Raw genomic sequence first — 25,411 nt, forward strand, 5'->3', positions numbered from 1 at the left:
TACCGGCCCCGCCCGCCCGGCAGCCTTGGTCCGGCTCGCGCCTCGCCGATCCCGCCCTGCGGCCCCCGCCCGGCAGCTTCGGCCCGGCCCGCGCCTCACCGATCCCGCCCAACGGCTGCGCCTGCCCGGTGGCCTCGGCCCAGCTTGCGCCTCGCTGGCGCCCCGACCGGCCCCCGCCGCCCCAGGCCTCGATCCGGCCCACGCCCCACGGCCTCGATCCGGCCCACGCCCCACCCGCCACCGGCACTCCAACCCCGGTCCGCACCTCACCACCGGCGTACCTCACCACCGGCGCCCAGCCCCACCGGCCCCCGCCCCAAGCCTCGGGCCACCCGAGCCGCACCCGACCACCACCCGGCACGTACCCCGACCACCACCCGGCACGTACCCTGCCCGGCACCCGGCACGTACCCTGCCCGGCACCCGGCACGTACCCCGCCCGGCACCCGGCACGTACCCCGACCGCCACCCGGCACCTCCCTCGCCCGGCCCCCAGGCCGCACCCCTCCGCGAGCCTCAGCAGTTCACGCTCCGCATCTCCCGCCCCGGCCGCGCCATCCCGCCGTCCCCGGCCCAAGTTCCACCGAAGTCGCACCTCCCCGGGAGCCCACAGCTCCGCCCTCGCCCTCCAGTTGGTACCCCAAAAGCCCCGCCCCAGGGTCGGTTTCGAACTGAAGTCCTAATTAAGGCTCCACGTCAGAGCCCCCCCCAGAGCCTCACCCCCCAAGCCTCACCCCCCCCAAAAAAACCTCACCCCCAAAATCTCACCCCCAAGAAGGAACGGACATGGCAACGCCCCACCCCACGCGCCCAGCAGCCATCACCGCAACCAACCTGCGCAAGGCCTACGGCCAGAAGACCGTGCTGGACGGGATCGATCTCAACATCCCGCAAGGCACGATCTTCTCCCTGCTCGGGCCCAACGGCGCGGGCAAGACGACCGCCGTGCAGATCCTCTCCACGCTCATCTCCGCCGACTCGGGCGAGGCACGCGTGGCCGGGCACGACCTGGCGGGCGAACCCGACGCGGTGCGCGCCGCGATCGGTGTCACCGGGCAGTTCTCCGCCGTCGACAACCTCCTCACCGGCGAGGAGAACCTGACGCTCATGGCGGACCTGTACGGCTTCGGGCGCCGTCAGGGGCGGCACCTCGCCGCCGGGCTCATCGAGCGGTTCGACCTCGTCGAGGCGGCGGGGAGGCCCGCGGCGACGTACTCCGGAGGCATGCGCCGCAGGCTCGACATCGCGATGACCCTGGTCGGCAGCCCGCGCGTGATCTTCCTGGACGAGCCGACCACCGGCCTGGACCCGCGCAGTCGGCACGGCATGTGGGAGATCGTCCGTGAGCTCGTCGCCGACGGCGTGACCATCTTCCTGACCACGCAGTATCTGGAGGAGGCGGATCAACTCGCCGACCGCATCGCGGTGTTGAGCGGCGGCAAGCTGGTCGCCGAGGGCACCCCGGGCGAGCTGAAGCGCCTCGTCCCCGGCGGTCACATCCAGCTCCGCTTCGCCGAGCTCGACGGACTGGACAAGATCGCGCGACTGCTCGGCGTCGGCAGCCGGGACGACGACGCCATGACTCTGCACGTCCCCAGCGACGGCAGCCTGAAGTCCGTCAAGGCGGTGCTCGACCTGGTCGAGGCCAGCGGGACCGAGGTCGAGGGACTCACCATCGACACCCCCGACCTCGACGACGTCTTCTTCGCCGTGACCGGCCGCCCCGACCACGAGAAAGCGACCACCCGATGAGTACTGTCACCACCGCCCCGGCGACGAAGCGGACCCACGTCCCCGCCCCCACCTCCGCGCTGCAGAACTCCCTGACCATGCTGCGCCGCAACCTCATGCACGCCCGCCGCTACCCGGCCATGACGATCAGCCTGGTGAGCATGCCCATCGCCATGCTGCTGCTCTTCAACTACGTCTTCGGCGGCACGATGTCGGCGGGCATGGGCGACCAGGGGTCCGGCGACTACATCGACTACCTCGTCCCCGGCATCCTGCTGATGGCCGTCGGCTCGGGCGTCCTGCCCACCACGGTCGGCGTCTGCACGGACATGACCGAGGGCATCGTGGCCCGGTTCCGGACCATGCCGATCAACGGCTCATCGATCCTCACGGGCCGCGCGGTCGGCGCCGTCATCCAGACGATGATCACCATCGTCTTCGTCACCGGCGTCGCCTTCCTCATCGGCTTCCGGTCCGGCGCCGAGCCCGTCGAGTGGATCGCCGCGGCCGGTCTGCTCACCCTGATGAGCACCGCGCTCACCTGGCTCGCCGTCGCGCTCGGCCAGCTCGTCAAGGCGCCCGAGGCGGCCAGCAGCGTCGCCCTGCCCTTCTCCTTCCTGCTGCCCTTCCTCAGCAGCGTGTTCGTGCCGCTCGACTCGATGCCGGGCTGGCTGCGCCACTTCGCCGAGTGGCAGCCCTACACCGCCTTCACCGAGACCCTGCGCGGGCTGCTGACCGGCGCGGAGATCGGCAAGTTCGGGCCGCTCGCGGTGGGCTGGGGCGTCGCCATCGCCCTGCTCGGCTTCGTCTGGGCGCGCTCGCTGTTCAGGCGGGGCGCCACCCGCTGATCGCACAGCCCCCACGGACCCCACAGCCCCCACGGACCCCACAGCCCCCACAGACCCCGCGGAGCCACGGGGGTGCCTCGCGGAGAGGGCCGCGCGACGACGACGTCGCGCGGCCCTCAGTTGTTGTGCACCTTGTGCGCCCGGTGCCTGCCGATCTCTGTCAGTCTCTGGCAGTCTCTGTCAGAGGTATAGACAGCGCTTTCTGTCCGCTGATACACCCCTGTCGCATGACCCACACCCGTCGCACCTTCCTCGCCGCAACCGCTTTCGGTACGGCCGGAGCCGCCGCCATGCTGAACCTGCCGTTCCAGGCGCACGCCGCCGAGGGCGACGACGAGTTCGCCGTCCTGCGCAAGCGCTGGCTGGAGATCTCCCTCGGCACCGGCTACGACCCCGCCACCGAGCCGTACGCCTCCCGCCTGAAGGAGATCGGCGACCTCGCCCGCACCTTCCGCTCGGCCATGGCCCCGGCCGCCAAGTCCCTCTGGCCCGACGCCCCGTTCGACCCGCCCGCCGGTATCACCCTCAGCTTCAGCAGGCTGTGGACGATGGCGCAGGCGTACGTCTGTGAAGGGACCGAATCGACGGGCGACCCCGCGCTCCTCGCCGACGTCCTGCGCGGCTTCGACCACGTCGTCGCCACCGTCTACCACCCCTCCACCACCCGCTACGGCAACTGGTGGGAGTGGCAGATAGGCAGCCCCCGGCTGCTCATGGACATCGTGGCCGCGCTCCACGACGAACTCGGCGCGGACCGCAGGGACAAGGCCTTCGCCGCCGTCGACCACTTCGTCCCCGACTCCGCGATCGGCGACTACACCGGCACCTCGACCGGCGCCAACCGCGTCGACCTGTGCCGTTCCGTCGCCCTGCGCGGCATCCTCGGCAGGGCCCCGGCCAAGGTCGCCCTCGCCCGCGACGCGCTCTCACCGGTCTTCCCCTACGTCACCAAGGGGGATGGCCTCTACGCGGACGGCTCCTTCGTGCAGCACACCTGGGTCGCCTACTCGGGAACGTACGGCCAGGTCATGCTCGACGGTCTCGGCCGCCTCTTCGCGCTGCTCGCCGGGTCGACGTGGGCGGTCACCGATCCCAAGAAGCAGATCATCCTCGACAGCGTCGAGCGGGCGTACGCGCCGCTGATCTTCGACGGGCTGATGATGGACAGCGTCAACGGCCGCGCCATCAGCCGCGGGTACCTCAAGGGCGACGACCGCAAGATCATGCGCAGCGACCACTTCCACGGGCAGGGCCTGATCGCCGCCATGGCGATGCTCGCAGGCGGCGCGAGCGCGGCCGAGCGGGAGCGCTGGCACGGCCGGATCAAGGGCTGGATCGAGCGGGACACCGTCACACCGCTGCTCACCGCCCGGCAGCTGGGCGTCGCCGATCTGGCGCGGCTGCACGCCGTGGCGGACTCCGCGGTGCGGGCGGCGCCCGAGCCGGTCGGGCACCGGCTCTTCGCCGCCATGGACCGCGCCGTGCACCGGCGCCCCGGGTTCGCGGTGAACCTCTCGATGGCCTCGGACCGGATCTCGTACTACGAGTGCGGCAACGGCGAGAACCCGCGCGGCTGGCACACCGGCGCCGGAATGGTCTATTGGTGGGGCGCCGGGGCCCACGGCGATCAGTACACCGACTGGTTCTGGCCGACCGTCGACCCCTACCGGCTGCCGGGCACGACCGTGTCCGTCAAGAAGCTCCCCGACAAGGCCGGTGGCGAGTGGGGCGCCGCCAGGCCCCCGGTGACGTGGGTGGGCGGCACGACCGACGGTGAGTTCGCCGCTGTCGGCCAGCACCTGAAGGGCCTCGGCTCCACGCTCGACGCCCGCAAGTCGTGGTTCTGCGTCGCGGACGCCGTGATCTGTCTGGGCGCCGGGATCACCGCCACCGACGGCACCCCCGTCGAGACGGTCGTCGACAACCGCAACCTGGGCGAGGCCGGTACCGCCGCCTTCACCGTCGAGGACCGTCCGCGCCCCCGCTGGGCCCACCTCGACGGCCACGGCGGATGGCTCTTCCCCGGCGGTACGTCCCAGCTCGCGGCGGTGCGCGAGGACCGCACCGGAGCCTGGTCCGACATCAACACCGGCAGCTCCGCCGAGCGCCGGACCAGGCGCTGGCAGACGCTCTGGCTGAAGCACGGGACCGACCCCACGGACGCTACGTACGCCTATGTCCTGATGCCGAACGCCTCGCGCCGCACCCTCCAGGCCCGCGCCGACGACCGCCGCTGGTTGTCGGTCCTCGCCAACTCGGCGGAAGTCCAGGCCGTGGCCGTCGACTCGCTCGGTCTGACCGCGGCCAACTTCTGGCAGGCGGGCGAGGCGGGGCGGCTCGCCGTGACCGCGCCTGCCGGTGTGCTGGTACGGCAGCGGGGGAGGGGGGCTACGGTGCATGTGAGCGAGCCCCCGCGCACTGGAGAATCCTTCGAATTCACCTGGAACCGACCCGTGTCCCGGGTGGTGGGCAAGGACCCCTCGGTCGAGGTGCTCGGCACGGGCCGTTCGCTGCGGCTGCGGATCACGCCGGGGAGGGCCTGCGCGAGCCACCGCTGTGAGGTGACTCTCAGCTGACGGAGGCCTCTGGGGTGCCACGGTGCGAGGCCTTTTTTGTGGAAACCCCACAGCCGTAGAGGGCCTGAGCCGTCACTTCTTCATGGCTGTGGCGCGCTTCTGTTCGGGGGTGCCAGGAAAACGGCCCGAGGACTGTTCATAGTCGACGGTCCGTTTACCCGGGGGCGCTCCGTAAGGTCGCTACATGACCGTTTTGGACGAGACCGCTTCCTCTGGGGGCGAGCCCACCGACTCGCGCGGCCGCGTGGCCGAGCTGCACGAGATCCGTGCGGAGGCACTGCGCGGGCCGAGCGAGAAGGCGACCGAGGCCCAGCACGCCAAGGGCAAGCTGACCGCCCGCGAGCGGATCGAGCTGCTCCTCGACCCGGACTCGTTCAACGAGGTCGAGCAGCTGCGTCGGCACCGGGCCACGGGCTTCGGCCTGGAGGCCAAGAAGCCGTACACGGACGGTGTGATCACCGGCTGGGGCACGGTGGAGGGCCGCACGGTCTTCGTCTACGCGCACGACTTCCGGATCTTCGGCGGCGCGCTCGGCGAGGCGCACGCCACCAAGATCCACAAGATCATGGACATGGCCATCGCGGCCGGTGCCCCGCTGGTCTCGCTCAACGACGGCGCCGGTGCCCGCATCCAGGAGGGCGTCTCGGCGCTCGCCGGATACGGCGGCATCTTCCAGCGCAACACCAAGGCCTCGGGTGTCATCCCGCAGATCTCGGTGATGCTCGGCCCGTGCGCGGGCGGCGCCGCCTACAGCCCGGCGCTGACCGACTTCGTGTTCATGGTCCGCGAGACCTCCCAGATGTTCATCACCGGCCCGGACGTCGTCCGTGCGGTGACCGGTGAGGAGATCACCCAGAACGGCCTCGGCGGCGCGGACGTGCACGCCGAGACCTCGGGCGTCTGCCACTTCGCGTACGACGACGAAGAGACCTGCCTCGCCGAGGTCCGCTACCTGATCTCGATGCTCCCCTCCAACAACCGGGAGAACCCGCCGGTCCACGAGTCGGAGGACCCGGCCGAGCGCCGCTCGGACGTCCTGCTCGACCTGGTCCCCGCGGACGGCAACCGGCCGTACGACATGACGAAGGTCATCGAGGAGCTCGTCGACGACGGCGACTACCTGGAGGTCCACGAGCGCTGGGCGCGCAACATCATCTGCGCCCTGGCCCGCCTGGACGGCCAGGTCGTGGGCATCGTCGCCAACCAGCCGCAGGCCCTGGCCGGTGTCCTGGACATCGAGGCCTCCGAGAAGGCCGCGCGCTTCGTGCAGATGTGCGACGCCTTCAACATCCCGATCCTCACCCTGCTGGATGTCCCCGGCTTCCTGCCCGGCGTCGACCAGGAGCACGGCGGCATCATCCGCCACGGCGCCAAGCTCCTGTACGCGTACTGCAACGCCACCGTCCCGCGGATCTCGCTGATCCTGCGCAAGGCGTACGGCGGCGCGTACATCGTCATGGACAGCCAGTCCATCGGGGCCGACCTCACCTACGCCTGGCCCACCAACGAGATCGCGGTCATGGGTGCCGAAGGCGCCGCGAACGTGATCTTCCGGCGTCAGATCGCGGCCGCCGAGGACCCCGAGGCGATGCGCGCGCGCATGGTCAAGGAGTACAAGGCCGAGCTGATGCACCCCTACTACGCAGCGGAGCGCGGCCTCGTCGACGACGTCATCGACCCGGCCGAGACCCGCGAGGTGCTCATCAAGTCCCTCGCCATGCTCCGCAACAAGCACGCCGACCTGCCCTCGCGCAAGCACGGCAACCCCCCGCAGTAGCCCACAAGGAGAACGCTGCAGATGACTACCCCCGACATTCGCGTCGAGAAGGGCCACGCCGAGCCCGAGGAGGTCGCGGCCATCACCGCGATCCTGCTGGCGCGCGCCGCCGCCCAGCCCGCCGCCCCCGCGCGCCGTGGCCGCGACAAGGCCGGCTGGCGCCGCCTGGAGCGCACCCCGGGCTTCCGCTCCCCGCACAGCTGGCAGGGCTGACGCCCCCATCGTGACCAGGGCCCCGCTCTCCTCCGGGAGGGCGGGGCCCTCGTCGTCGCAGCTCAGGAGGGTGTGCGGGCGGCGGCCGACTCCGCCAGCGGGCGGACCGCGGGATGCCACGGGCGGTCCCGTGGGCCGCTCAGCACCAGGCGCCGGGCGGCCCGCGGCTCCACCGGCAGCAGCACCAGGTCGGGCGGGACCAGCGGGCGGGAGACCTCCGACAGGACGGTCACCCCGATCCCGGCCTGCACCATGCTGATCAGGGTGGCCAGATCCCGTACCCGCTGCGCCGGGGCGAACCGCAGCTCCGCCAGGTCGTGCAGCGCACGGACCCGCTCCTCGCAGCCGCCCGGCGAGATCAGGAAGTCGTCGTCCGCCAGATCGCGCACGTCGATGACCGGCTCGCCCGCCAGCGGGTGGTCGCGGGGGAGCAGCACGCGGTAGCCGTCGACGGCGAGCCGGACACCGGGGCCCGGCGGTGGATCGATCAGGACGGCGGCGTCGGCCGTGCCGTTCTCCAGCCACCGGCCGACCTCGGCGCTGTCTCCCTCGAAGACCCGCACCGTGACGCGCGGGCAGCTCTCCCGCCAGTGCCGCACCAGGCCGGGCAGCAGGCCCTGGCAGACCGTCGGGGTCGACGCGAGCCGCACGGTGCCGGTGACGGTTCCGGCGTCCTCGGCGATCTCCTCCACGGCCCGGACCGCCGACAGCGCGCTGCGGGCGTACGGCAGGACCCGCTCCCCGAGCGCCGTCGTCCGCACCGGACCCGACCTGACAAGGAGCGGGGCGGCCAGCTCGCGTTCCAGGGAGGCCACGGCGTGCGACACCGCGGACTGGCTCAGGCCGAGCTCGTCGGCGGCCGCGCTGAAACCGCCCGCGTCGACGACGGCCAGAAACGCCCTGAGCTGCGGGAAGTTCACGGTCATGCGGCGGCCTCATAGGTCTATGACGGCGATGCGTTGGATCAATCGTGCCAGGCCGGGCGAGGGTGGCCCGGTGCCGTCGTACCCGGCGGACAGCCCACGATCCGGAGGAGAGCCATGCCCCACATCAGGGCCACCGTCACCGACCCCCACCTGCCCGCCGACATCGGCCGGGCCCTCGCCGAGGGGCTGACCGGACTAGCGGTCTCCGCGCTCGGCAAGTCCGCCGCGCGGACCATCGTCCACCTCGACCTCGTCCCCGCCGACCGCTACTACGTCGCGGGCGAGCCCCTGAGCGACGGCGGCCGCGACGCGCACCTGGAGGTCAGCATCACCGCGGGCACCAACAGCGCGGCGGAGAAGGCCGCCTTCATCACCGGCGCCGCCGCGTTCCTGACGGAGCTCCTCGGCCCGCTCGCCCGCGGCGGCGTCGCCCTGCACGAACTGCACCCCGAGAGCTACGGCTACCAGGGCGTCACGCAGTTCGCGCACTACCGCGGAGGCGGAAACTGACAGGGGCCCGCACGCCGAAGCGTGCGGGCCCTCAGCCGCGTACCGGAAAAAGGTGGGCGGACCGCTATCGGAGCCGCGCCATCAGCGCGTGCTCGACCAGCGTGATCAGCGCGCTCTTCGCGTCCGCGCGGTGGCGCGCGTCGGTCGTGATGATCGGGGTGTCCGGGCCGATCTGCAGCGCCTCGCGCACCTCGTCCGGCGTGTACGGCTGGTGGCCGTCGAAGCCGTTGAGGGCGATGACGAAGGGCAGCCCGGAGTTCTCGAAGTAGTCGACGGCGGGGAAGCAGTCGGCGAGCCGCCTCGTGTCGACCAGGACGACCGCGCCGATCGCGCCACGGACCAAGTCGTCCCACATGAACCAGAAGCGGTCCTGACCGGGCGTACCGAAGAGGTACAGGATCAGGTCCTGGTCCAGGGTGATGCGGCCGAAGTCCATGGCCACCGTCGTGGTGGTCTTGTCCCCGGTGTGGGTCAGGTCGTCGATGCCCGCGGACGCGGACGTCATGACGGCCTCGGTGCGCAGCGGGTTGATCTCAGAGACCGCCCCCACGAACGTGGTCTTGCCCACGCCGAAGCCGCCCGCCACCACGATTTTCGCGCTGGTGGTGGAGCGGGCTGTTGCTCCGCCGCTAGAGCTTGCGAAGTCCACTGAGCACCCTTTCGAGCAGTGTCACGTCTGGCTGGCCGCCGGCGGTGTCGTCGCCGCCGGGCTGATGGATGGCGACAAGTCCGGCCTCCGCCAGGTCGGCTACGAGGATCCGGGCGACGCCGAGGGGGATGGAGAGGAGCGCCGAGATCTCGGCGACCGACTTGATCTCCCGGCACAAGTTGCAGATGCGCTGATGCTCGGGCAACTGGCCCTGCAACTGGTGCGGTTGTGCGGTGGTGTGCACCAGCGCCTCGATGGCGAGCTGGTAGCGCGGCCTGGTGCGGCCGCCCGTCATGGCGTACGGGCGCACCAGGGGGTTGTTCGCCGACCCCGCGGGCGCCGGTTCAGGGGCGCGCCGTTGGGGTTGCACTGGCTGAATACGGGGTGCTCGCGCCGGGTTGCCCTGGTCGTACGGACGCGGCCCGGGCTGCTGGGGCTGCGAGTACGGCTGGCGGCGGTGGCTCGGAGCGGAGGGGAAGTTGTACCTGTTCGGGCCGCCGTCGTGCTGGCCGCCCTGGCCGTGACCAGGGGACCAGTTCGCCGATGACGAACCGTCTGGGGGTGTTGCCACGTTGCTTCCTCCTCCAACTGTGCCGGGCACCATCACTGTGGAGCCGCGTCCCGAACCTTACGGCCACGAGGCGCGGAAACGCACCGTCTGTCTGTTAGTTGAGAAGGCTCCCCTGGAGCTCCGCGCGCAGGTCCGGAGTGAGAACCGTGCCCGCGCGATCGACAAGAAGTGCCATTTCGTACCCAACGAGACCAATGTCCGCATCCGGGTGGGCAAGAACGGCGAGCGAGGAGCCGTCGGAAATGGACATGATGAAGAGAAATCCTCGCTCCATCTCCACAACGGTCTGGGTCACGGAGCCGCCCTCGAAGATCCGGGAGGCCCCGGCGGTCAGCGAGGTCAGGCCCGAGGCGACGGCCGCGAGCTGGTCCGCGCGGTCGCGGGGGAAGCCCTCGGACATCGCGAGGAGGAGTCCGTCGGCAGAGACCACCACGGTGTGGGACACCCCGGGGGTGTTGTCCACGAAGTTGGTGATCAACCAGTTCAGGTTCTGCGCCGCCTGGCTCATCGGGCTCACACTAACGCTCCTGGTTGTAGGTGCTATCAGGGCTGAAGCCCTGGCCATTCGTGTCACTTCCTGCAGTGCGTCCCCGCTGGACACCCCGGCGCAGGTTGCTCAGCCTGCCCCGCACGTCCTCGGGGTCGCGGGAGACCTGGGGGCCGCCCTGTGGGGTCTGTTCCGCGGTGCCCTCGACCAGATTGGCCTTGGGCACCCGCCGCGGGAGCCCGGACGGGGTGACCCCGCCCGCCTTCGGCTCCTTGAGGCGCTCGGCTCGCTGCCAGCGCTCGTCGTTGGACGAACGCCAGTCGTCCCGGTCCTCGCTCGCGGCGGGGGAACTCTCGTTCCCGTTCGCACCGGAGGAACCCCTGCGGGGGAGGCCTGCGTCGGTCATGTCGTGGACGACGGACGGCGCCGGTCCCGGCCGGTCGAAGCCTACGCGTTCGGCGTCGGCCGTGTGGCCCGCCTGCGCAGATTCCGCTTCCTGCTCGTACTCCGGCTGGTAGCCGTCGGCGGAGGGCCAGTCGTCCTGACGCGAGCGCTCCGGATAGGAGATCTGCTGGTCCTGGTACCCGGCTGAATCGTCCTGGTAGTACGGCTCGGCCGGGTACTGCCCGGTCTGGTACTGCTCACCCTGGTACGGCTCGGCCGGGTACTGCTCGTCGCGGTATCCGTCCTGGGTGTACTGCGCGTTGGTGTACTGCCCGGTGGCGTACTGGTCGTTCTCGTACTGCCCGCCCTGGTCGTACGAGACCTGCTGCTGCTCGTCGTAAGCGGGAGCCTGCTGCTGGTAGCCGCCCTGCTGCGGCTCGACCTCGTCGCGGAAGAGCGGACGGTGGTCGCCGGGCTGGTGGGCCTGCGCCTCCAGCGCCGCGCGGCGCTCCTCACGCATCAAGGAGCGGCCGACCGGGTCGAGTTCGGGCTGTGCCTCGGTGCCGTCCCCGTGGTAGCGGGTGTCGTCGAAGCCCAGCTCGGCGGCGGTGCGCAGCGGTTCGGGCGCGAGGGCCTGCTGCTCGGGAATGATCGAGGAGACGGTGAACTCGGGGTCCTGCGAACCGTGCTCGCCACCGCCACCGTGCGTGATCGCGTCCGGCAGCATGACCAGCGAGGTCGTGCCCGCCTGCTCGCCCGAGGGGCGCAGCTGCACGCGGATGCCGTGCCGGTCGGAGAGCCTGCCGACCACGAACAGACCCATGCGCTGCGAGATCGCGGCGTCCACGGTCGGCGGATTGGCCAGCTTGTGGTTGATGTCCGCGAAGTCCTCGGCGGTGAGGCCGATGCCCTTGTCGTGGATCTCGACCATGACGCGGCCGTCGGGCATCCGCGTCGCGGTGACGCGGACCTTGGTCTGCGGCGAGGAGAACGTGGTGGCGTTCTCCAGGAGCTCGGCGAGCAGGTGCACGAGGTCGGTCACGGCGAGGCCGTGGATCTCGGCCTCCGGAACGCCCGACAGCTCGATGCGCTCGTACTGCTCCACCTCGGAGGAGGCGGCGCGCAACACGTCGACCAGCGGAACCGGCTGGTCCCAGCGGCGGCCCGGCTCCTCGCCGGAGAGCACGAGGAGGTTCTCGCCGTTGCGGCGCATACGGGTCGCCAGGTGGTCCAGGCGGAAGAGCGACTCCAGCTGGTCCGGGTCGGCCTCGTTGTTCTCCAGGTCGGTGATGAGGGTCAGCTGGCCCTCGATCAGGGACTGGTTGCGGCGCGACAGGTTGGTGAAGATCGCGTTGATGTTGCCGCGGAGCAGGGCCTGCTCGGCGGCGAGCCGCACGGCCTCGCGGTGCACCTGGTCGAAGGCGCGGGCGACCTCGCCGATCTCGTCCGTGGTGTTGATCGGGATGGGCTGCACCCGGGTGTCGACCCGGCCCGGGTCGGTGCGCGACAGCTGGTCGACCAGCATCGGCAGGCGCTGCTCCGCGATGCCGAAGGCAGCGGTGCGCAGCCGGCGCATCGCCTTGGACATCTGGCGGGCCATGAGCCCGGCCAGGATGAAGGCGGCGAGCAGCGCGAGCACCACGATGGCGCCGGTGATGTAGGCGTTGCGCTGCGCGGTGGCGGCGATGTCCGACGCCTCGTCCACGGCCTTGTCGGCGAGGTCCGACTCGATCGTGCGGTACGCGTCGAACTTGGCGGTGGTGGTGGCCCACCAGGCCTCGCGGGTGATGCCCTTGCCTGCCAGCTCGACGCGGGCGCTGGGCTGGGTGCTCTCCAGGGTGGCGATGGCGGAGACCATCTTCTCCTGGGAGGGCGGCGGGACGAACGTCTTGCCCTGGGCCTTCGCGGCGGCCGCGGCCTCCTTGGCCTGCTTCTCGCCGGCGGCCGTCAGCTCCTTCTTGGCGTCCTCCAGCTTGGCGACGTCCTCGGGGGTGCCGCCGCCGGTGTACTCCTCGATGGCGATGCGTTCGAGGTAGGCGTACGAGGCGAGCGAGGTGCGCTGCAGCGTCAGCGAGCCGTTGCCGGGGCCCGGCTTGACCAGCAGGTGCGTACCGATGGACCGCTCCAGCGAGAGCGCGGCCTTGGAGAGCGAGATCGCGTAGACGGTGCGCCCGTAGCTGGTGATGTTGCCGGTGCCCAGACCGAGCTCGTTGGCGAACTCCATCAGGGGGTGCTGGATGGCGACGTAGCCCTCTTCGGTCTTCACACCGGGGAGCTTGGTCGTGTACGCGGCCTGACGCAGCGGAACCAGCTTCGGCTCGACCTTGTGGAAGCCGTCGAGCCGGCGGTTGAGGCCTTCCTTGTCCGGCATCTTCTCCGAGGCGGCCTTGAACTCGGCGGCGGCCTTGTCGGTGGCCTTGCGGGCCTTGATGACGGTCGGGTCGTTCCGCTTGCCGTTCAGCAGCGGAGCGGCGGTGATGTCGCGCTCCTCTATGAGGCGGTTGCCGTAGTTCAGCGACGCCCGCACCAGGCGGGCGGTGTTCTCGGCGTCCTGGGCCTCGTTCCAGGTGTCGATGGAGCCCTTGACCTGGAAACCGCCCATGACCAGGCCCACGAGCACGGGTATGAGCAGGATCGCGTTCAGGCGGGTCGGCACGCGCCAGTTGCGGGGGGACATCCGTCCGCCGGAGGACGCGGGGGCCTCGTTGACCGGCGCGGCGGCACCATCGGCGGGGGACGCCGCTGTGCGCGGCGGCGGGGTGAAGTTGCCCCGCGTGTCCCCCATGGGGGATGCAGCGGGGCTCGGCTTGCTTCGCCTCACTCGACCAACAACCTCTCGGCGGCGGCACTCACGTCGTGCCGCTGTCGTCTCCAAGGCCCGTGCTACTGGGCAGTTCGACGCATTCCAGCACGTCAGGGGCCGCTCTTCCAAACAGTAGGAAGCGCGGCTTCCAAGTGGTGTAAGCCTCAGATAAAACGGTCAAAAAGAGCGAGCCCCGCCAAAAGGCGGGGCTCTTGTGAGCACAGCGACACCAGGTGACCGCGACGCGTGGCGGTCACCGGGCAATTCTCTGTCGAAACGTTATGAACACCCATCGCGGCCGTGTCAAAGGACACAGATCACTCCGTGTGGACTACGGCAACTGCCGTACTGACCTGCCTACTTGAGACGTGCCATAAGTGCGTGCTCGACCAGGGTGATCAAGCCACTCTTTGCGTCCGCACGGTGTCGCGCATCGGTCGTGATGATCGGCGTACCGTCCCCGATCTGCAGCGCCTCGCGCACCTCGTCCGGAGTGTACGGCTGGTGGCCGTCGAAGCCGTTGAGGGCGATGACGAACGGAAGACCGCTGTTCTCGAAGTAGTCGACGGCGGGGAAGCAGTCGGCGAGACGGCGGGTGTCCACGAGCACCACCGCGCCGATGGCGCCGCGCACGAGGTCGTCCCACATGAACCAGAAGCGGTCCTGACCGGGCGTACCGAAGAGGTACAGGATCAGGTCCTGGTCCAGGGTGATGCGGCCGAAGTCCATGGCGACGGTGGTCGTCGTCTTGTCCCCGGTGTGGGTCAGGTCGTCGATGCCCGCGGAGGCGGACGTCATGACGGCCTCGGTGCGCAGCGGGTTGATCTCGGAGACGGCGCCGACGAACGTGGTCTTGCCCACGCCGAAGCCGCCCGCCACCACGATCTTCGCGGAGGTGGTGGATCGGGCCGAGTCCGAGCCCGAACCGCTAGAGCTTGCGAAGTCCACTGAGCACCCTTTCGAGCAGTGTCACGTCAGGCTGGCCACCGGCGTTCTCGTCGCCGCCGGGCTGGTGGATGGCGACGAGCCCGGCCTCGGCCAGGTCCGCCACGAGGATCCGGGCCACCCCGAGCGGCATCGAAAGCAGCGCCGAGACCTCGGCCACCGACTTGACCTCACGGCACAGGTGGCAGATCCGCTGGTGCTCGGGGAGCAGCCCCATCAGCTGGGCCGGGTCGGCCGTGGTGCTCACCAGCGCCTCGATGGCGAGCTGGTAGCGGGGCCGGGTCCGGCCGCCGGTCATCGCGTAGGGACGCACCAGCGGCTGGTCGCCCTCCATTCCGTACGAGGCGTCGCCGTACGGGTTGTGAGAGGCGGTGGGCGGGGTCATGGATCCTCCGGGCGGGACAGCAGGTCATCTGCGTGTGCCGTCTGACAGAGCCGGTGGGGGCAGTGTGGCGGCCGGACGGTTGGTCAGTACGTTCGGTCGGTGGGGCGGCCGAAGGGGTAAAGCTTCGGAGCGTGCTCCGGGGGCTTAGTGGAGCAGGCTGCCCTGCAGTTCGGCGCGGAGGTCCGGGGTCAGGACGGCGCCCGCGCGGTCGACGAGGAGTGCCATCTCGTACCCGACGAGGCCGATGTCGCACTCGGGGTGTGCGAGCACGGCCAGGGACGAACCGTCGGAGACCGACATGAGGAAGAGGAACCCCCGCTCCATCTCCACCACGGTCTGGGTGACGGCGCCGCCCTCGAAGATCCGGGAGGCCCCGGCGGTGAGGGAGGTCAGCCCGGAGGCGACCGCGGCGAGCTGGTCGGCGCGGTCCCGCGGGAAGCCTTCGGACATCGCCAGAAGCAGGCCGTCGGCGGAGACCACGACCGTGTGGGACACCCCGGGGGTGTTGTCCACGAAGTTGGTGATCAACCAGTTCAGATTCTGTGCCGCCTGGCTCGGACTCAACTAACGCTCCTGCTGGTGAGTGGGGAAACTGCCGGTCTGGCCGGTACCGGCCTGGCGACCCTGCTGGATGCCCCGACGGAGATTCGTCAGCCGGCCGCGTACCTCTTCGGGCGCACGCGAGACCTGCGGACCTGTGCTGTCCTGCTGCTGCTGGGCCGTGCCCGCGACCAGGTTGGCTCGCGGAACGCGACGCGGCAGTCCGGATGTGGTGACGCCGCCCGCGGAGGGCTGCCGGACGCGCTCGGCCTGACGGCCCAGCTCGTCGTTGGGGGAGGTGCGCCAGCCGCCGGGCATCCCGTTGCCGTTGGTGCCGCCGGGGGCGACGGGAGCGGCGGCCGGGTCCTGGCGCTGGGGGCGCGAGGGGAGCGGACGCTGCGGCGGCTCGGGGGCCTGGTGGCGTGCGGGCTCGGGAGCCTGGCGCGGCCCGGCCTCGGGGGCCTGGCCGCCCTGCTGCTCCTGCCGCGCGGGCTGCTGGTGCTGCGGCTCCTGCGGCGCGGGCTGCTGCGGTGCGGGCTGTTGCGGCGCCGCGTGCTGGTTCTGCTGCTGCTGGAACCAGTTGGTCTCCAGCGTGTCGAACAGCGGCGTGCGTCCGTCGCCGGGACCGGCGGGGGGCAGGGGCTCGGGCTCGGCGGGCTGCAGGGGCTGCGCGGGCTGCAGAGGCTGCTGCTGGTTCTGCTGCGCCTGGTTCTGACCCTGGCCCTGGTTCGGATCCTGACCCGGCTGCTGCGAGGACGTCTGCGGCTGCTGGGGGATGCCCTGGTTGGGGTCGCCCTGGCTGCGGCGCGGGGCCGGCGGGCGCGGCACGGTGTAGTCGGGGTTCTCCCGACCGCCCTGCTGCGCAAACCCGTTGGCCTGGTCCTGCTGCTGGTTCGGGTTCTGCTGGTTCTGGTTCTGGTTCTGGTTCTGGTTCTGGTGCTGCGGCGCGGCCGGGCGGCCGGGCTGCTGGCCCTGTCGAGGTCCGCCCTGCCCCTGCCCGCCGAAGACGTCCGAGCGGACGAACTGGCCGGTGGAGCCGGTGTCCTGCGGCGCGGAGCTGCCGGGCGGCGGCCCGTCGAAGTCCGGGCGGGCGAACTCCGCGGTGGAGCCGGGACCCTGCCGGTCGTCCGCACCGGCCACCGAGGGCTGGGGGAACTGACCGGTGGACTCGTGCTCCTCGTGGCCCCGCGGGGTGTCGAAGGGCTCGCGCGAGACCTGCGGCTGCGCGTTCTCGTCGCTCCAGCTGGGCACGCGCGGCTGCGGGTTGCCCCCGGGCAGCTCGGCACGGGGTCCGCCGCGCGGCGGCAGCTGGGGCCTGCGGCCCTGGTCACCGGCGTCGGACGGCGGGTTCATGGCGTTCGTACGCTGCTGGGGCACCGGAGGCTGCTGCGCGTTGCCGCCACGGCCGCCCTGCGGCTGACCGCCCATCGGCTGGTTGCCCTGGTTGCCCTGCTGCTGGTTGCCCTGCGGAGCCATCGGCTGACCGCTCTGCGGACGCTGCTGTCCCGTGTCCCTGGAGGGCAGCGCGGCCCGCGGACCCGAGCCCGCGACCTGCGGACGCGGCGCACCGGCACCGAGCAGCCCGGGGCCGCCCTGGCCACCGGCACCGGGCCCGCCGCCGAGCGCGGGACCGCCACGGCCGGGGCCACCGCCCTGACCGGGACCACCGTTGCCGCCAGGACCGACACCGCGGCGCGCGGCCGCGGCACCCGCGGCGGCCTGAGCCGCGGCGGGACCGCCGGTCGAGGTGGGCGCACCGGGCTTGCCCGGCATCTTCTTGCCGCCCTGGGCGACGTCGACGGGCAGCATGACCAGCGCGGTCGTACCACCGGAGTCGGACGGGCGGAGCTGGATGCGGATGCCGTGGCGCTGCGAAAGACGGCCGACCACGAACAGACCCATGCGGCGCGACACCGAGACGTCCACGGTGGGCGGCGACGCGAGCCGCTCGTTGATCGCCGCGAGGTCTTCCGGCGAGAGGCCGATGCCGGTGTCGTGGATCTCGATGAGCACGCGGCCGTCGGGCAGCGCGTGACCGGTGACCTTGACCTTGGTCTGCGGCGAGGAGAACGACGTCGCGTTCTCCAGCAGCTCGGCGAGGAGGTGCACGAGGTCGTTGACGACGCGTCCCGCGACCTCGGTCGCGGGCACCGAGGAGAGCTCGATGCGCTCGTACTGCTCCACCTCGGACGCGGCGGCACGCAGCACGTCGACCAGCGGGACGGGGCGTGTCCAGCGACGGCCCGGCTCCTCACCGGCGAGGACGAGGAGGTTCTCGCCGTTACGGCGCATGCGGGTCGCGAGGTGGTCGAGCTTGAAGAGCGAGGACAGCTGGTCCGGGTCGGCCTCGCGCGACTCCAGCTCGGAGATGAGCGAGAGCTGGCGCTGGATGAGGCCCTGCGAACGGCGCGAGAGGTTGGTGAACATCGCGTTGACGTTGCCTCGCAGGAGGGCCTGCTCGGCGGCGAGGCGGACGGCCTCGCGGTGCACGTCGTCGAAGGCCGCGGCCACCTGGCCGATCTCGTCCCGCGAGTGCACACCCACGGACTCCACCGAGGTGTCCACGTCCTGCGGGTCCGACTCCGAGAGCTGCTTGACCAGCTCGGGCAGACGGTCCTGGGCGACCTTCGTCGCGGTGTCCTGGAGGCGGCGCAGCGAGCGGATCATGGACCGGGCCACCACGAACGCGCCGACGAGCGAGACGCCGAGCACGAGCAGGATCAGCGCACCGTTGAGGATGGCCGACTGCTCCGACTCGTTGCGCAGCTCGCGAGCCTTCTGCTCCATCTCGCCGAGCAGCGTCAGCTCGATCTTCGACATCGCGTCGATCTTGGTGGTGTCGTTGTCGACCCAGTCCTTGTAGGACCGCTTGTCCTGGAGCTTGATGCCGCCCTCCTGCTCGAGCACGCGCTTGGCGTACTCGTTGGCGGCCTTGACCGCGGGGTTGCCGCCGTCGATGGGCTTGGTCAGCTCACCGGCGTTGCCCGCGTAGATCTTGCTGAAGGTCTGGAGCTCCGAGCGCTCCTTCTCGTTGGCGCTGAGGCCGAAGGTGCGGTCGGTCTCGGAGATCTTGCCGTAGTCGCTGTCGTTCGCGGGCAGGGCCGCGGCGATGATCGCGCGCTGGACGGACGCGTACTCCTTGGCGGAGGAGAAGGCGGCCAGCGAACGCGTGCGCTGGATCATGTCCGGGTTGCTCGTGGCCTGCGCCATGTCCTGGGAGAGCTTCAGGAGCTGCTCGACCAGCTGGCTGTAGGCCTCGACGGTCTGCGAGGTGGAGCCCTTGTCGGCGAAGGCCTTCTTGCGGACGTCGTTGATGCCCTGGAGCTGCTGGGTGATCTGGACCGCGCTGTGCCGGACGCCGAGGAGGCCCTTCTCGCCGTCGGTGTCGTTGAGGTCCTGGGTGCCCTGCAGGAAGTTGCGGTAGACGCGGTCGGTCTTGTCGCGCGCGCCCTTGACCGTGTAGTCCGTGGCCGTCGCGCCGTGCGCGAGGGGGCCCGCGGACTTGTCGCGCTCCTCCTGGAGCGCGGCGGCAAGCTCGGTGGCCTGCTTGGTCATCTCGGTCAGCAGCTTCATGTTGTCGAGCTGCTGGATCTCGTCCAGGGACGAGTTGATGCGGAGCGCGCCGAGCGAGGTCGCGGTGATCACGGGGAGCGCGAGCAGCGAGACCAGTCGGGTCGAGATGCGCCAGTTGCGCAGGGCTATTCGCGAGCCGGGTCCGGTGGGCGTCTTGGCTCCGGACGAGCCCTTGCCCTTGGCCGGTGCGGCCGTCGAGCCGCTGCCGACGGCGCCTTGGCGCGCGGCGCCGGGGCCGCTGTCGCCGGGCGTGCCCGGGCCGGGGTTCTGGGCGTGCTGGGGCGAGGAGCCGCGCTCCGGCTCCGCCGGAGCATCCCCTCGGCCGCGGTCGGCCTGGGGAGACCCCTTGCCATCCCTCTTGAAACGTCCCTGCACTAGCGTCGCAACCTCTGGACCAGGCGTCCTGCCGGGTAACGGCGGGACGGTGTCGGCGTCGTGGGGCGGCAAGCGCCCCATGGGTGGTCGTGAGTGACCGGCGCTTGCTCCCCCTCCCCGCCGCCACTCGGCGCTGCGTTGCGCCCCTGCGCGCCGGTTCGATCCCGCGGCGGTCCCGGGAATTCCAGCACAGTGCCGGATCTCCAACAAGGCCCGTGTGTCGCGGCGCGAGCTACGTGACGCGTTGTGAGTGCGGAGTCACGAGACGTAGAAAGTGATCTAGTAAAAAACGGACCCATCCCCACAAAGCTTCTACCGGTGGGGGGTGTCCCAGTCTTCATGATCAGGAGCGGAATGGTGCCTTCAGTGGCGCAATGTCCGTTTCCAACTGGTCGATTCCAGGGCTGAATTGACCCTTTTGTCCGCTAGTTCGTGAGCAAACTCACACGAAGATCATGGCGTCTTCCGGACTTTGGCCGGGAATTGGATGTTTAGCCTGACGCTTTACAGGGATGGCGAATCCGACAAGCCGCGTCCTTCACGGGACGCCACAACCGACAAGGTCCGAACAGCAGATGAAGACTGTGAAGTCGACGATGTTCCGCAACATAGCCAACCCGCGCCGCACCACTCTCGCGCACCTCGCGGACGCGGACGAGGTGCAGGCCGCGGCCGACCGCCCCGAGCACGCCGTCGAACTGCCGACGCAGACCGCCAACCCCAAGCGCACGATCCTGATGGACGCCCCGGAGCAGCCGACCCCGTCTGCCGTCTGAGCAGCGGAGCCATTTCAGCCTGTCCGGCGTTTTCAGCCTGTCCGTGTTTGAGGACGAGCCGCGAAGCGGCGATCGACAGCGGCGAAGGCGCAGGGCCACGCTCAAGAGGCCGTCAGCGGGCCGCAGGCCCCCGCGTTAGCCTGGGGTGTCACACCGCAACCACCCCAAGAGGCTAGAGCGTGCGCATCGCCAGGTTCTCCATCGACGGCAATGTCGGCTACGGAGTAGTCGAGGGGCAGGGCCCCGACGGGCTCGTCCTCGACATCATCAAGGGCATCCCGTACGCCGACTTCGAGCTGTCCGGCACCAAGGTCCCGCTGAGCAAGGTCCGCCTGCTCCCGCCGGTGCTCCCGAACAAGATCGTGGCCTTCGGCCGCAACTACAAGGAGCACGCGGCGGAGCTCGGTCACGAGGTCCCGGACGCCCCCTTCGCGTTCCTCAAGCCGTCCACCTCGCTGGTCGGCACCGGTGACGCCATCACGTACCCCTCGTTCTCCGAGGAGCTGCACCACGAGGCCGAGCTGGCCGTGGTCATCGGCCGCATGTGCCGCGAGGTCCCGCGCGAGCGGGTCAAGGACGTGATCTTCGGCTACACCTGCGCCAACGACGTCACCGCGCGTGACGTCCAGCGCCGCGAGAAGCAGTGGGCGCGGGCCAAGGGCTTCGACAGCGCGTGCCCGCTCGGCCCCTGGGTGGAGACCGAGCTCGACCCGAGCGACCTCACCATCCAGTGCACGGTCAACGGACAGCAGCGCCAGCTCGGCCGCACCAGCGAGATGACCCACTCCATCGAAGATCTGATCGTGAACATCTCCGAGGCCATGACGCTGCTCCCCGGCGACGTCATCCTCACGGGCACCCCGGCAGGGGTCGGCCCCCTCAACGTCGGCGACGAGGTCGCCGTCACCATCGAAGGCATCGGCACTCTCACCAACAAGGTGATCAAGCGTGGCTAACGCGACCCCCGTACGCGTACGGTTCTGTCCCTCGCCGACCGGCAACCCCCACGTGGGCCTGGTCCGCACCGCCCTCTTCAACTGGGCCTACGCCCGGCACAACGAGGGCTCCCTGGTCTTCCGCATCGAGGACACCGACGCGGCTCGCGACTCCGAGGAGTCGTACGAGCAGCTGCTCGACTCGATGCGCTGGCTGGGCTTCGACTGGGACGAGGGCCCCGAGGTCGGCGGCCCGCACGCGCCGTACCGCCAGTCGCAGCGCATGGACATCTACAAGGACGTCGCGGCCAAGCTCATCGAGGGTGGCTACGCCTACCCCTGCTACTGCACCACCGAGGAACTGGACGCGCGCCGCGAGGCCGCCCGCGCCGCAGGCAAGCCGTCGGGCTACGACGGCCACTGCCGCGACCTCACCGCCGAGCAGAAGCAGGCGTACGAGGCCGAGGGCCGCAGCCACATCGTCCGCTTCCGGATGCCTGACGAGGCCACCACCTTCACCGACCTGGTCCGCGGCGAGATCACCGTCCAGGCGGAGAACGTCACCGACTACGGCATCGTGCGCGCCAACGGCGCTCCGCTGTACACGCTGGTCAACCCGGTCGACGACGCCCTGATGGAGATCACCCACGTCCTGCGCGGCGAGGACCTGCTCTCCTCCACGCCCCGCCAGATCGCCCTCTACAAGGCGCTGATCGAGCTGGGCATCGCCAAGGGCATCCCCGAGTTCGGCCACCTCCCGTACGTCATGGGCGAGGGCAACAAGAAGCTGAGCAAGCGCGACCCCCAGGCCTCGCTCAACCTCTACAGGGAGCGCGGGTTCCTCCCGGAGGGCCTGCTCAACTACCTCTCCCTCCTGGGCTGGTCGTTCTCCGCGGACCAGGACGTCTTCTCGATCCCCGACATGGTCGCCAAGTTCGACCTCGCGGACGTGAACGCCAACCCGGCCCGCTTCGACCTGAAGAAGGCCGAGGCGATCAACGCCGACCACATCCGCATGCTGGACGTGAAGGCCTTCGCCGAGGCCTGCGAGCCCTGGCTGCGGGCCCCGCACGCCAACTGGGCCCCCGAGGACTTCGACGAGTCCGCCTGGGCAGCGATCGCCCCGCACGCCCAGACCCGCGTCAAGGTCCTCTCCGAGATCACGGACAACGTCGACTTCCTGTTCCTGTCGGAGCCGGTCTTCGACGAGGCGAGCTGGACGAAGGCCATGAAGGAGGGCTCCGACGCGCTCCTGCGCACGGCCCGCGCCAAGCTGGACGCGGCCGACTGGACCTCCCCCGAGTCCCTCAAGGAGGCCGTCCTGGCCGCCGGCGAGGAGCACGGCCTGAAGCTCGGCAAGGCCCAGGCCCCGGTCCGCGTCGCCGTCACCGGCCGCACCGTCGGCCTGCCCCTCTTCGAGTCCCTGGAGATCCTGGGCAAGGAGAAGGCGCTGTCCCGCATCGACGCGGCCCTGACGAAGCTGACCGCCTAGTCAGACGTACGCGACGCACGTGACGCATGTGACGTACACACGAAGGACCCGGAAGCCCTCACGGCTGCCGGGTCCTTCGCATACGGTCGAAGCATGCCGATCAAAGCCGTGGTCTGGGACATCGACACTGCGTTCTTCGGGGGATAACCCCCGAACCCCCAGCCGGGAGCGGCAGCTGCGATTACCGTCGACCCCATGCCGATCAAAGCCGTGGTCTGGGACATCGACGACACGATCTTCGACTACGCGCGCGCCGACAGCACCGGCATGCACGCGCACCTCACGGCCGAGGGCCTCCTGGAGCGGTACGGCTCCGCGGAGCGCGCGCTCGACCGCTGGCGGGAGCTCACCGAGCACCACTGGGCCCGCTTCGGCGCCGGGGGACTGACCTTCCAGGAGCAGCGCCGCGACCGTGTGCGCGACTTCCTGGACGTCCCTGCGCTCTCCGACGACGACGCCGACGCCTGGTTCGAGCGTTACGTCGGGCACTACGAATCCGCCTGGTCCCTCTTCCCCGACACCGTGCCCACCCTGGACGCCCTCGCCGACGAGTACCGCCACGCGGTCCTTTCCAACTCCGCGCTGTCCGTCCAGGAGCGCAAGCTGACCGTCCTCGGCGTGCGCGACCGCTTCGAGGCCGTGCTGTGCGCCGCCGACCTCGGCGTCTCCAAGCCCGCCGCCGAAGCCTTCCTCGCCGTCTGCGCCCGTCTGGACCTAGCCCCCGCCGAGATCGCCTACGTGGGCGACCAGCCGGAGATCGACGCCAGGGGCGCCAGGGACGCGGGCCTGCTCGGGATCTGGCTCGACCGCAACGGCTCGGCGGGGCAAGGTCCGTCGGGCGTGCACCGCATCAAGGAGCTCTCCGAGCTCCCCGCACTGCTGCGGGCGGATACCCGTTTTGGAGCGCCGTCCACCTTCGGGTAATGTTCTTCCTGCGCCGCCCGAGAGGGCCGAAAGGTCCGGCCGGGAAGCGCAAGTCAAACAAAACCCCCTCAAGGGGTGGCGCTTTGATGGCCTATGGTGTAATTGGCAGCACGACGGTTTCTGGTTCCGTTAGTCTAGGTTCGAGTCCTGGTAGGCCAGCTCGCAGAGCTCATCTGCACCTTGTGGATCTCATCCACAATGCCCCCGTTGTGTAGCGGCCTAGCACGCCGCCCTCTCAAGGCGGTAGCGCCGGTTCGAATCCGGTCGGGGGTACAGATCCTTCCCGCGGGGACAGATCGGGTCGCACCCACTGTCACTGATGCAGGATCGCTAGGGCCCCCGTTGTGTAGCGGCCTAGCACGCCGCCCTCTCAAGGCGGTAGCGCCGGTTCGAATCCGGTCGGGGGTACTGAAGGTACTAGACCTGGTCTAGACCGCATTGGGCTATGGTGTAATTGGCAACACGACGGTTTCTGGTTCCGTTGTTCTAGGTTCGAGTCCTGGTAGCCCAGCTGGATCGCGTGACAACACAAGATCCTTGCCCCCGTTGTGTAGCGGCCTAGCACGCCGCCCTCTCAAGGCGGTAGCGCCGGTTCGAATCCGGTCGGGGGTACAAGAACGGCAGAGGGCCTTCCCGTGAGGGAGGGCCCTTTCGTCATGCCTGCGGCGCCTCCGGCTCCTGCCCGTAGCGCCGGTTGGACTCCTCGGCCTGCGCCATGCGGCGCAGGCTCAGCAGGACCGGCTCGTAGAGCACCGTGAGTGCGACCGCCGCCTCCAACTGCTCGTCCGGCGACTCGTACCGCTCGATCAAGTCCAGGTCCGTGTCGGCAAGTTGCCGCCCCGCGCGCGCGTACGGCGCCAAGTCCGCCACGGTGCACGGGTATCCGAGCCGGGCCAGGGTGTCCACGGCGGTCACCAGCATCCGATGCGCGGGCGACTCGGCTCCGTACTCCCGGGCGTTCCGCCAGCCGAGGCGTTCCAGCAGGGCGTCCACCGTGCGCCGCGCCGCCTCCTGGGGCGGGTCGTCCGCGGTGGGCTCCGGGCCGTGCGGCAGCGCCCATACCGCCGTTCCCAGGCGGGAGTTGTGGTCCAGGGAGTCGTCCTCCAGTGCGGTGAGCACCTCGCGCGCCGACGCGATCGGCACCCGGCCCACCTGGACCAGCGCCCGCGCGAGCCGGAGCCGCTGCAGATGGGCGTCGTCGTACTCGGCCTGCGTCGCCGTCACGCGGTGGCCCGGCGGGAGCAGTCCCTCGCGCAGGTAGTACTTGATCGTGGCCGTGGGGACCCCGCTGCGCCGGCTCAGTTCCGCCAGTCTCATCGGTTCGTGCCTCCTCTTGCGCTCCTCTTTGGAGAGTGCCACTATCCAAGCATGGATAGCAGAACTATCCAACGTTCGGCCAGAGCTCCGTCAAGGGGGAACCGTCATGGGCAGCAAGCCGATCGAAGGGCGCATGACCGCCGAGGCGGAAGGCGACGTGGTCGTCTTCCACATCGGGATGCGCATCAATGCCCTCCGCGCCGTCCGCAGCTGGTGGCCCGTCTTCATGGCGATGCCCCGCATGCTGAAGGAGCTGTCGCGGGACCGGGAGAGCGGAATGCTGGGCTACCGGCTCCTGTTCGGCGGGGCGCGCCTGGTGTACGTGGTCCAGTACTGGGAGTCGCAGGAGAAGCTGCTGGCGTACTCGACCGCGCAGGACAAGGCCCACCGGCCCGCGTGGGCGGCCTTCAACCGTCGCATCAGGGAGGGCCGGGGCAAGGTCGGCTTCTGGCACGAGACGTTCGTGGTGCGGGCCGGTGCCCATGAGGCGGTGTACGTGAACATGCCGCCGTTCGGCCTGGGTGAGGCCACCGGCGTGATTCCGGTCGGCCGCCGCGGGGATCGGGCCGCCGACCGGCTGAGCAGGGCCTGACGCCCTCGGCAGGTGCCCTGTGGGGTGTCCGGGGGCGGAAGGGCACAGAAAAGCGCCGGAAGAGGCTGCCGCGGCGTTGAGG

At 70.4% G+C, this 25,411-nt stretch carries 21 protein-coding genes, 5 tRNA genes and 1 pseudogene; 16 read left to right on the top strand and 11 right to left on the bottom strand.

The window, feature by feature from the left end:
- Positions 1-241: pseudogene (locus AC068B_RS29205) on the bottom strand (hypothetical protein); the annotation flags it as partial.
- A 545-nt stretch (positions 242-786) separates the two neighbouring features.
- Between AC068B_RS29205 and AC068B_RS29210 the strand changes: the two are divergent.
- The 5 genes from AC068B_RS29210 (at position 787) to AC068B_RS29230 (ending at position 7,145) form a co-directional block, all read left to right on the top strand.
- Entirely contained in the window at positions 787-1,752 is a 966-nt protein-coding gene (locus AC068B_RS29210; RefSeq protein ID WP_478674607.1) for an ATP-binding cassette domain-containing protein, read from the top strand.
- A complete protein-coding gene (locus AC068B_RS29215; RefSeq protein WP_478674608.1) occupies positions 1,749-2,579 on the top strand; it encodes an ABC transporter permease in 831 nt (276 codons plus the stop codon). The genes AC068B_RS29210 and AC068B_RS29215 overlap by 4 nt, the downstream gene beginning before the upstream one ends.
- Before the next feature lie 227 nt (positions 2,580-2,806).
- Positions 2,807-5,155, top strand: coding sequence for a polysaccharide lyase 8 family protein (locus tag AC068B_RS29220; protein WP_478674609.1), 2,349 nt, complete (start codon positions 2,807-2,809; stop codon positions 5,153-5,155).
- Between the two features lie 184 nt (positions 5,156-5,339).
- Entirely contained in the window at positions 5,340-6,932 is a 1,593-nt protein-coding gene (locus tag AC068B_RS29225; RefSeq protein ID WP_478674610.1) for an acyl-CoA carboxylase subunit beta, read from the top strand.
- 21 nt (positions 6,933-6,953) lie between these two features.
- Positions 6,954-7,145: an acyl-CoA carboxylase subunit epsilon gene (locus AC068B_RS29230; protein ID WP_356257100.1), complete on the top strand. Its 192-nt coding sequence runs from the start codon at positions 6,954-6,956 to the stop codon at positions 7,143-7,145.
- Positions 7,146-7,207: 62 nt separating this feature from the next.
- On the opposite strand, the gene AC068B_RS29235 is transcribed toward AC068B_RS29230, so the two are convergent.
- Positions 7,208-8,071: a LysR family transcriptional regulator gene (locus AC068B_RS29235; protein ID WP_478674611.1), complete on the bottom strand. Its 864-nt coding sequence runs from the start codon at positions 8,069-8,071 to the stop codon at positions 7,208-7,210.
- A 114-nt stretch (positions 8,072-8,185) separates the two neighbouring features.
- On the opposite strand from AC068B_RS29235, the gene AC068B_RS29240 reads away from it, so the two are divergent.
- Positions 8,186-8,581 (top strand): tautomerase family protein, encoded by a 396-nt coding sequence (locus tag AC068B_RS29240; protein WP_478674612.1) that lies wholly within the window; start codon positions 8,186-8,188, stop codon positions 8,579-8,581.
- Positions 8,582-8,645: 64 nt separating this feature from the next.
- On the opposite strand, the gene AC068B_RS29245 is transcribed toward AC068B_RS29240, so the two are convergent.
- The 8 genes from AC068B_RS29245 to AC068B_RS29280 all read right to left on the bottom strand — a co-directional run bounded on the left by AC068B_RS29245 (position 8,646) and on the right by AC068B_RS29280 (position 19,293).
- Complete coding sequence (locus tag AC068B_RS29245; protein ID WP_030361923.1) at positions 8,646-9,230, bottom strand: GTP-binding protein; 585 nt, start codon at positions 9,228-9,230, stop codon at positions 8,646-8,648.
- The gene (locus AC068B_RS29250; protein WP_356257108.1) at positions 9,211-9,801 is read right to left on the bottom strand and encodes a DUF742 domain-containing protein; all 591 of its coding nucleotides are present in this window, start codon (positions 9,799-9,801) and stop codon (positions 9,211-9,213) included. The genes AC068B_RS29245 and AC068B_RS29250 overlap by 20 nt, the downstream gene beginning before the upstream one ends.
- Before the next feature lie 94 nt (positions 9,802-9,895).
- The gene (locus AC068B_RS29255) at positions 9,896-10,309 is read right to left on the bottom strand and encodes a roadblock/LC7 domain-containing protein (RefSeq protein ID WP_055564496.1); all 414 of its coding nucleotides are present in this window, start codon (positions 10,307-10,309) and stop codon (positions 9,896-9,898) included.
- Between the two features lie 10 nt (positions 10,310-10,319).
- Positions 10,320-13,493: a sensor histidine kinase gene (locus AC068B_RS29260; protein ID WP_478674613.1), complete on the bottom strand. Its 3,174-nt coding sequence runs from the start codon at positions 13,491-13,493 to the stop codon at positions 10,320-10,322.
- A gap of 339 nt (positions 13,494-13,832) precedes the next feature.
- Entirely contained in the window at positions 13,833-14,423 is a 591-nt protein-coding gene (locus AC068B_RS29265) for a GTP-binding protein (RefSeq protein ID WP_468557454.1), read from the bottom strand.
- Entirely contained in the window at positions 14,404-14,805 is a 402-nt protein-coding gene (locus AC068B_RS29270) for a DUF742 domain-containing protein (RefSeq protein ID WP_055564453.1), read from the bottom strand. The genes AC068B_RS29265 and AC068B_RS29270 overlap by 20 nt, the downstream gene beginning before the upstream one ends.
- Before the next feature lie 144 nt (positions 14,806-14,949).
- Positions 14,950-15,369, bottom strand: coding sequence for a roadblock/LC7 domain-containing protein (locus tag AC068B_RS29275; protein ID WP_098244998.1), 420 nt, complete (start codon positions 15,367-15,369; stop codon positions 14,950-14,952).
- On the bottom strand, positions 15,370-19,293 hold the full coding sequence (locus AC068B_RS29280) for a sensor histidine kinase (RefSeq protein ID WP_478674614.1): 3,924 nt from the start codon (positions 19,291-19,293) through the stop codon (positions 15,370-15,372). It lies immediately after the preceding gene.
- A gap of 575 nt (positions 19,294-19,868) precedes the next feature.
- Between AC068B_RS29280 and AC068B_RS29285 the strand changes: the two genes are divergently transcribed.
- The 9 genes from AC068B_RS29285 to AC068B_RS29325 all read left to right on the top strand — a co-directional run bounded on the left by AC068B_RS29285 (position 19,869) and on the right by AC068B_RS29325 (position 24,032).
- A complete protein-coding gene (locus AC068B_RS29285) occupies positions 19,869-20,069 on the top strand; it encodes a hypothetical protein (RefSeq protein ID WP_478674615.1) in 201 nt (66 codons plus the stop codon).
- A gap of 179 nt (positions 20,070-20,248) precedes the next feature.
- Positions 20,249-21,025: a fumarylacetoacetate hydrolase family protein gene (locus tag AC068B_RS29290; protein ID WP_478674616.1), complete on the top strand. Its 777-nt coding sequence runs from the start codon at positions 20,249-20,251 to the stop codon at positions 21,023-21,025.
- A complete protein-coding gene (gltX, locus tag AC068B_RS29295) occupies positions 21,018-22,496 on the top strand; it encodes a glutamate--tRNA ligase (RefSeq protein WP_356257123.1) in 1,479 nt (492 codons plus the stop codon). The genes AC068B_RS29290 and gltX overlap by 8 nt, the downstream gene beginning before the upstream one ends.
- 195 nt (positions 22,497-22,691) lie before the next feature.
- Positions 22,692-23,420, top strand: a complete 729-nt coding sequence (locus tag AC068B_RS29300) for an HAD family hydrolase (protein WP_478674617.1) — start codon at positions 22,692-22,694, stop codon at positions 23,418-23,420.
- A gap of 87 nt (positions 23,421-23,507) precedes the next feature.
- A tRNA-Gln gene (locus AC068B_RS29305) sits at positions 23,508-23,579 on the top strand.
- A gap of 41 nt (positions 23,580-23,620) precedes the next feature.
- Positions 23,621-23,693: transfer RNA gene (locus tag AC068B_RS29310), tRNA-Glu, on the top strand.
- A 62-nt stretch (positions 23,694-23,755) separates the two neighbouring features.
- Positions 23,756-23,828 (top strand) — tRNA-Glu (locus AC068B_RS29315).
- 31 nt (positions 23,829-23,859) lie between these two features.
- Positions 23,860-23,931 (top strand) — tRNA-Gln (locus AC068B_RS29320).
- Between the two features lie 28 nt (positions 23,932-23,959).
- Positions 23,960-24,032: transfer RNA gene (locus tag AC068B_RS29325), tRNA-Glu, on the top strand.
- A 42-nt stretch (positions 24,033-24,074) separates the two neighbouring features.
- Here the strand turns inward: AC068B_RS29325 and AC068B_RS29330 are convergent.
- Positions 24,075-24,737 carry a MerR family transcriptional regulator gene (locus AC068B_RS29330; protein ID WP_478674618.1) on the bottom strand — a complete coding sequence of 221 codons (663 nt, stop codon included), beginning with the start codon at positions 24,735-24,737 and terminating at the stop codon, positions 24,075-24,077.
- A gap of 106 nt (positions 24,738-24,843) precedes the next feature.
- On the opposite strand from AC068B_RS29330, the gene AC068B_RS29335 reads away from it, so the two are divergent.
- Positions 24,844-25,329 carry a DUF4188 domain-containing protein gene (locus AC068B_RS29335; RefSeq protein ID WP_478674619.1) on the top strand — a complete coding sequence of 162 codons (486 nt, stop codon included), beginning with the start codon at positions 24,844-24,846 and terminating at the stop codon, positions 25,327-25,329.
- The last annotated feature ends 82 nt before the right edge of the window (positions 25,330-25,411 follow it).

Source organism: Streptomyces sp. NPDC042371 (genome assembly GCF_056437465.1).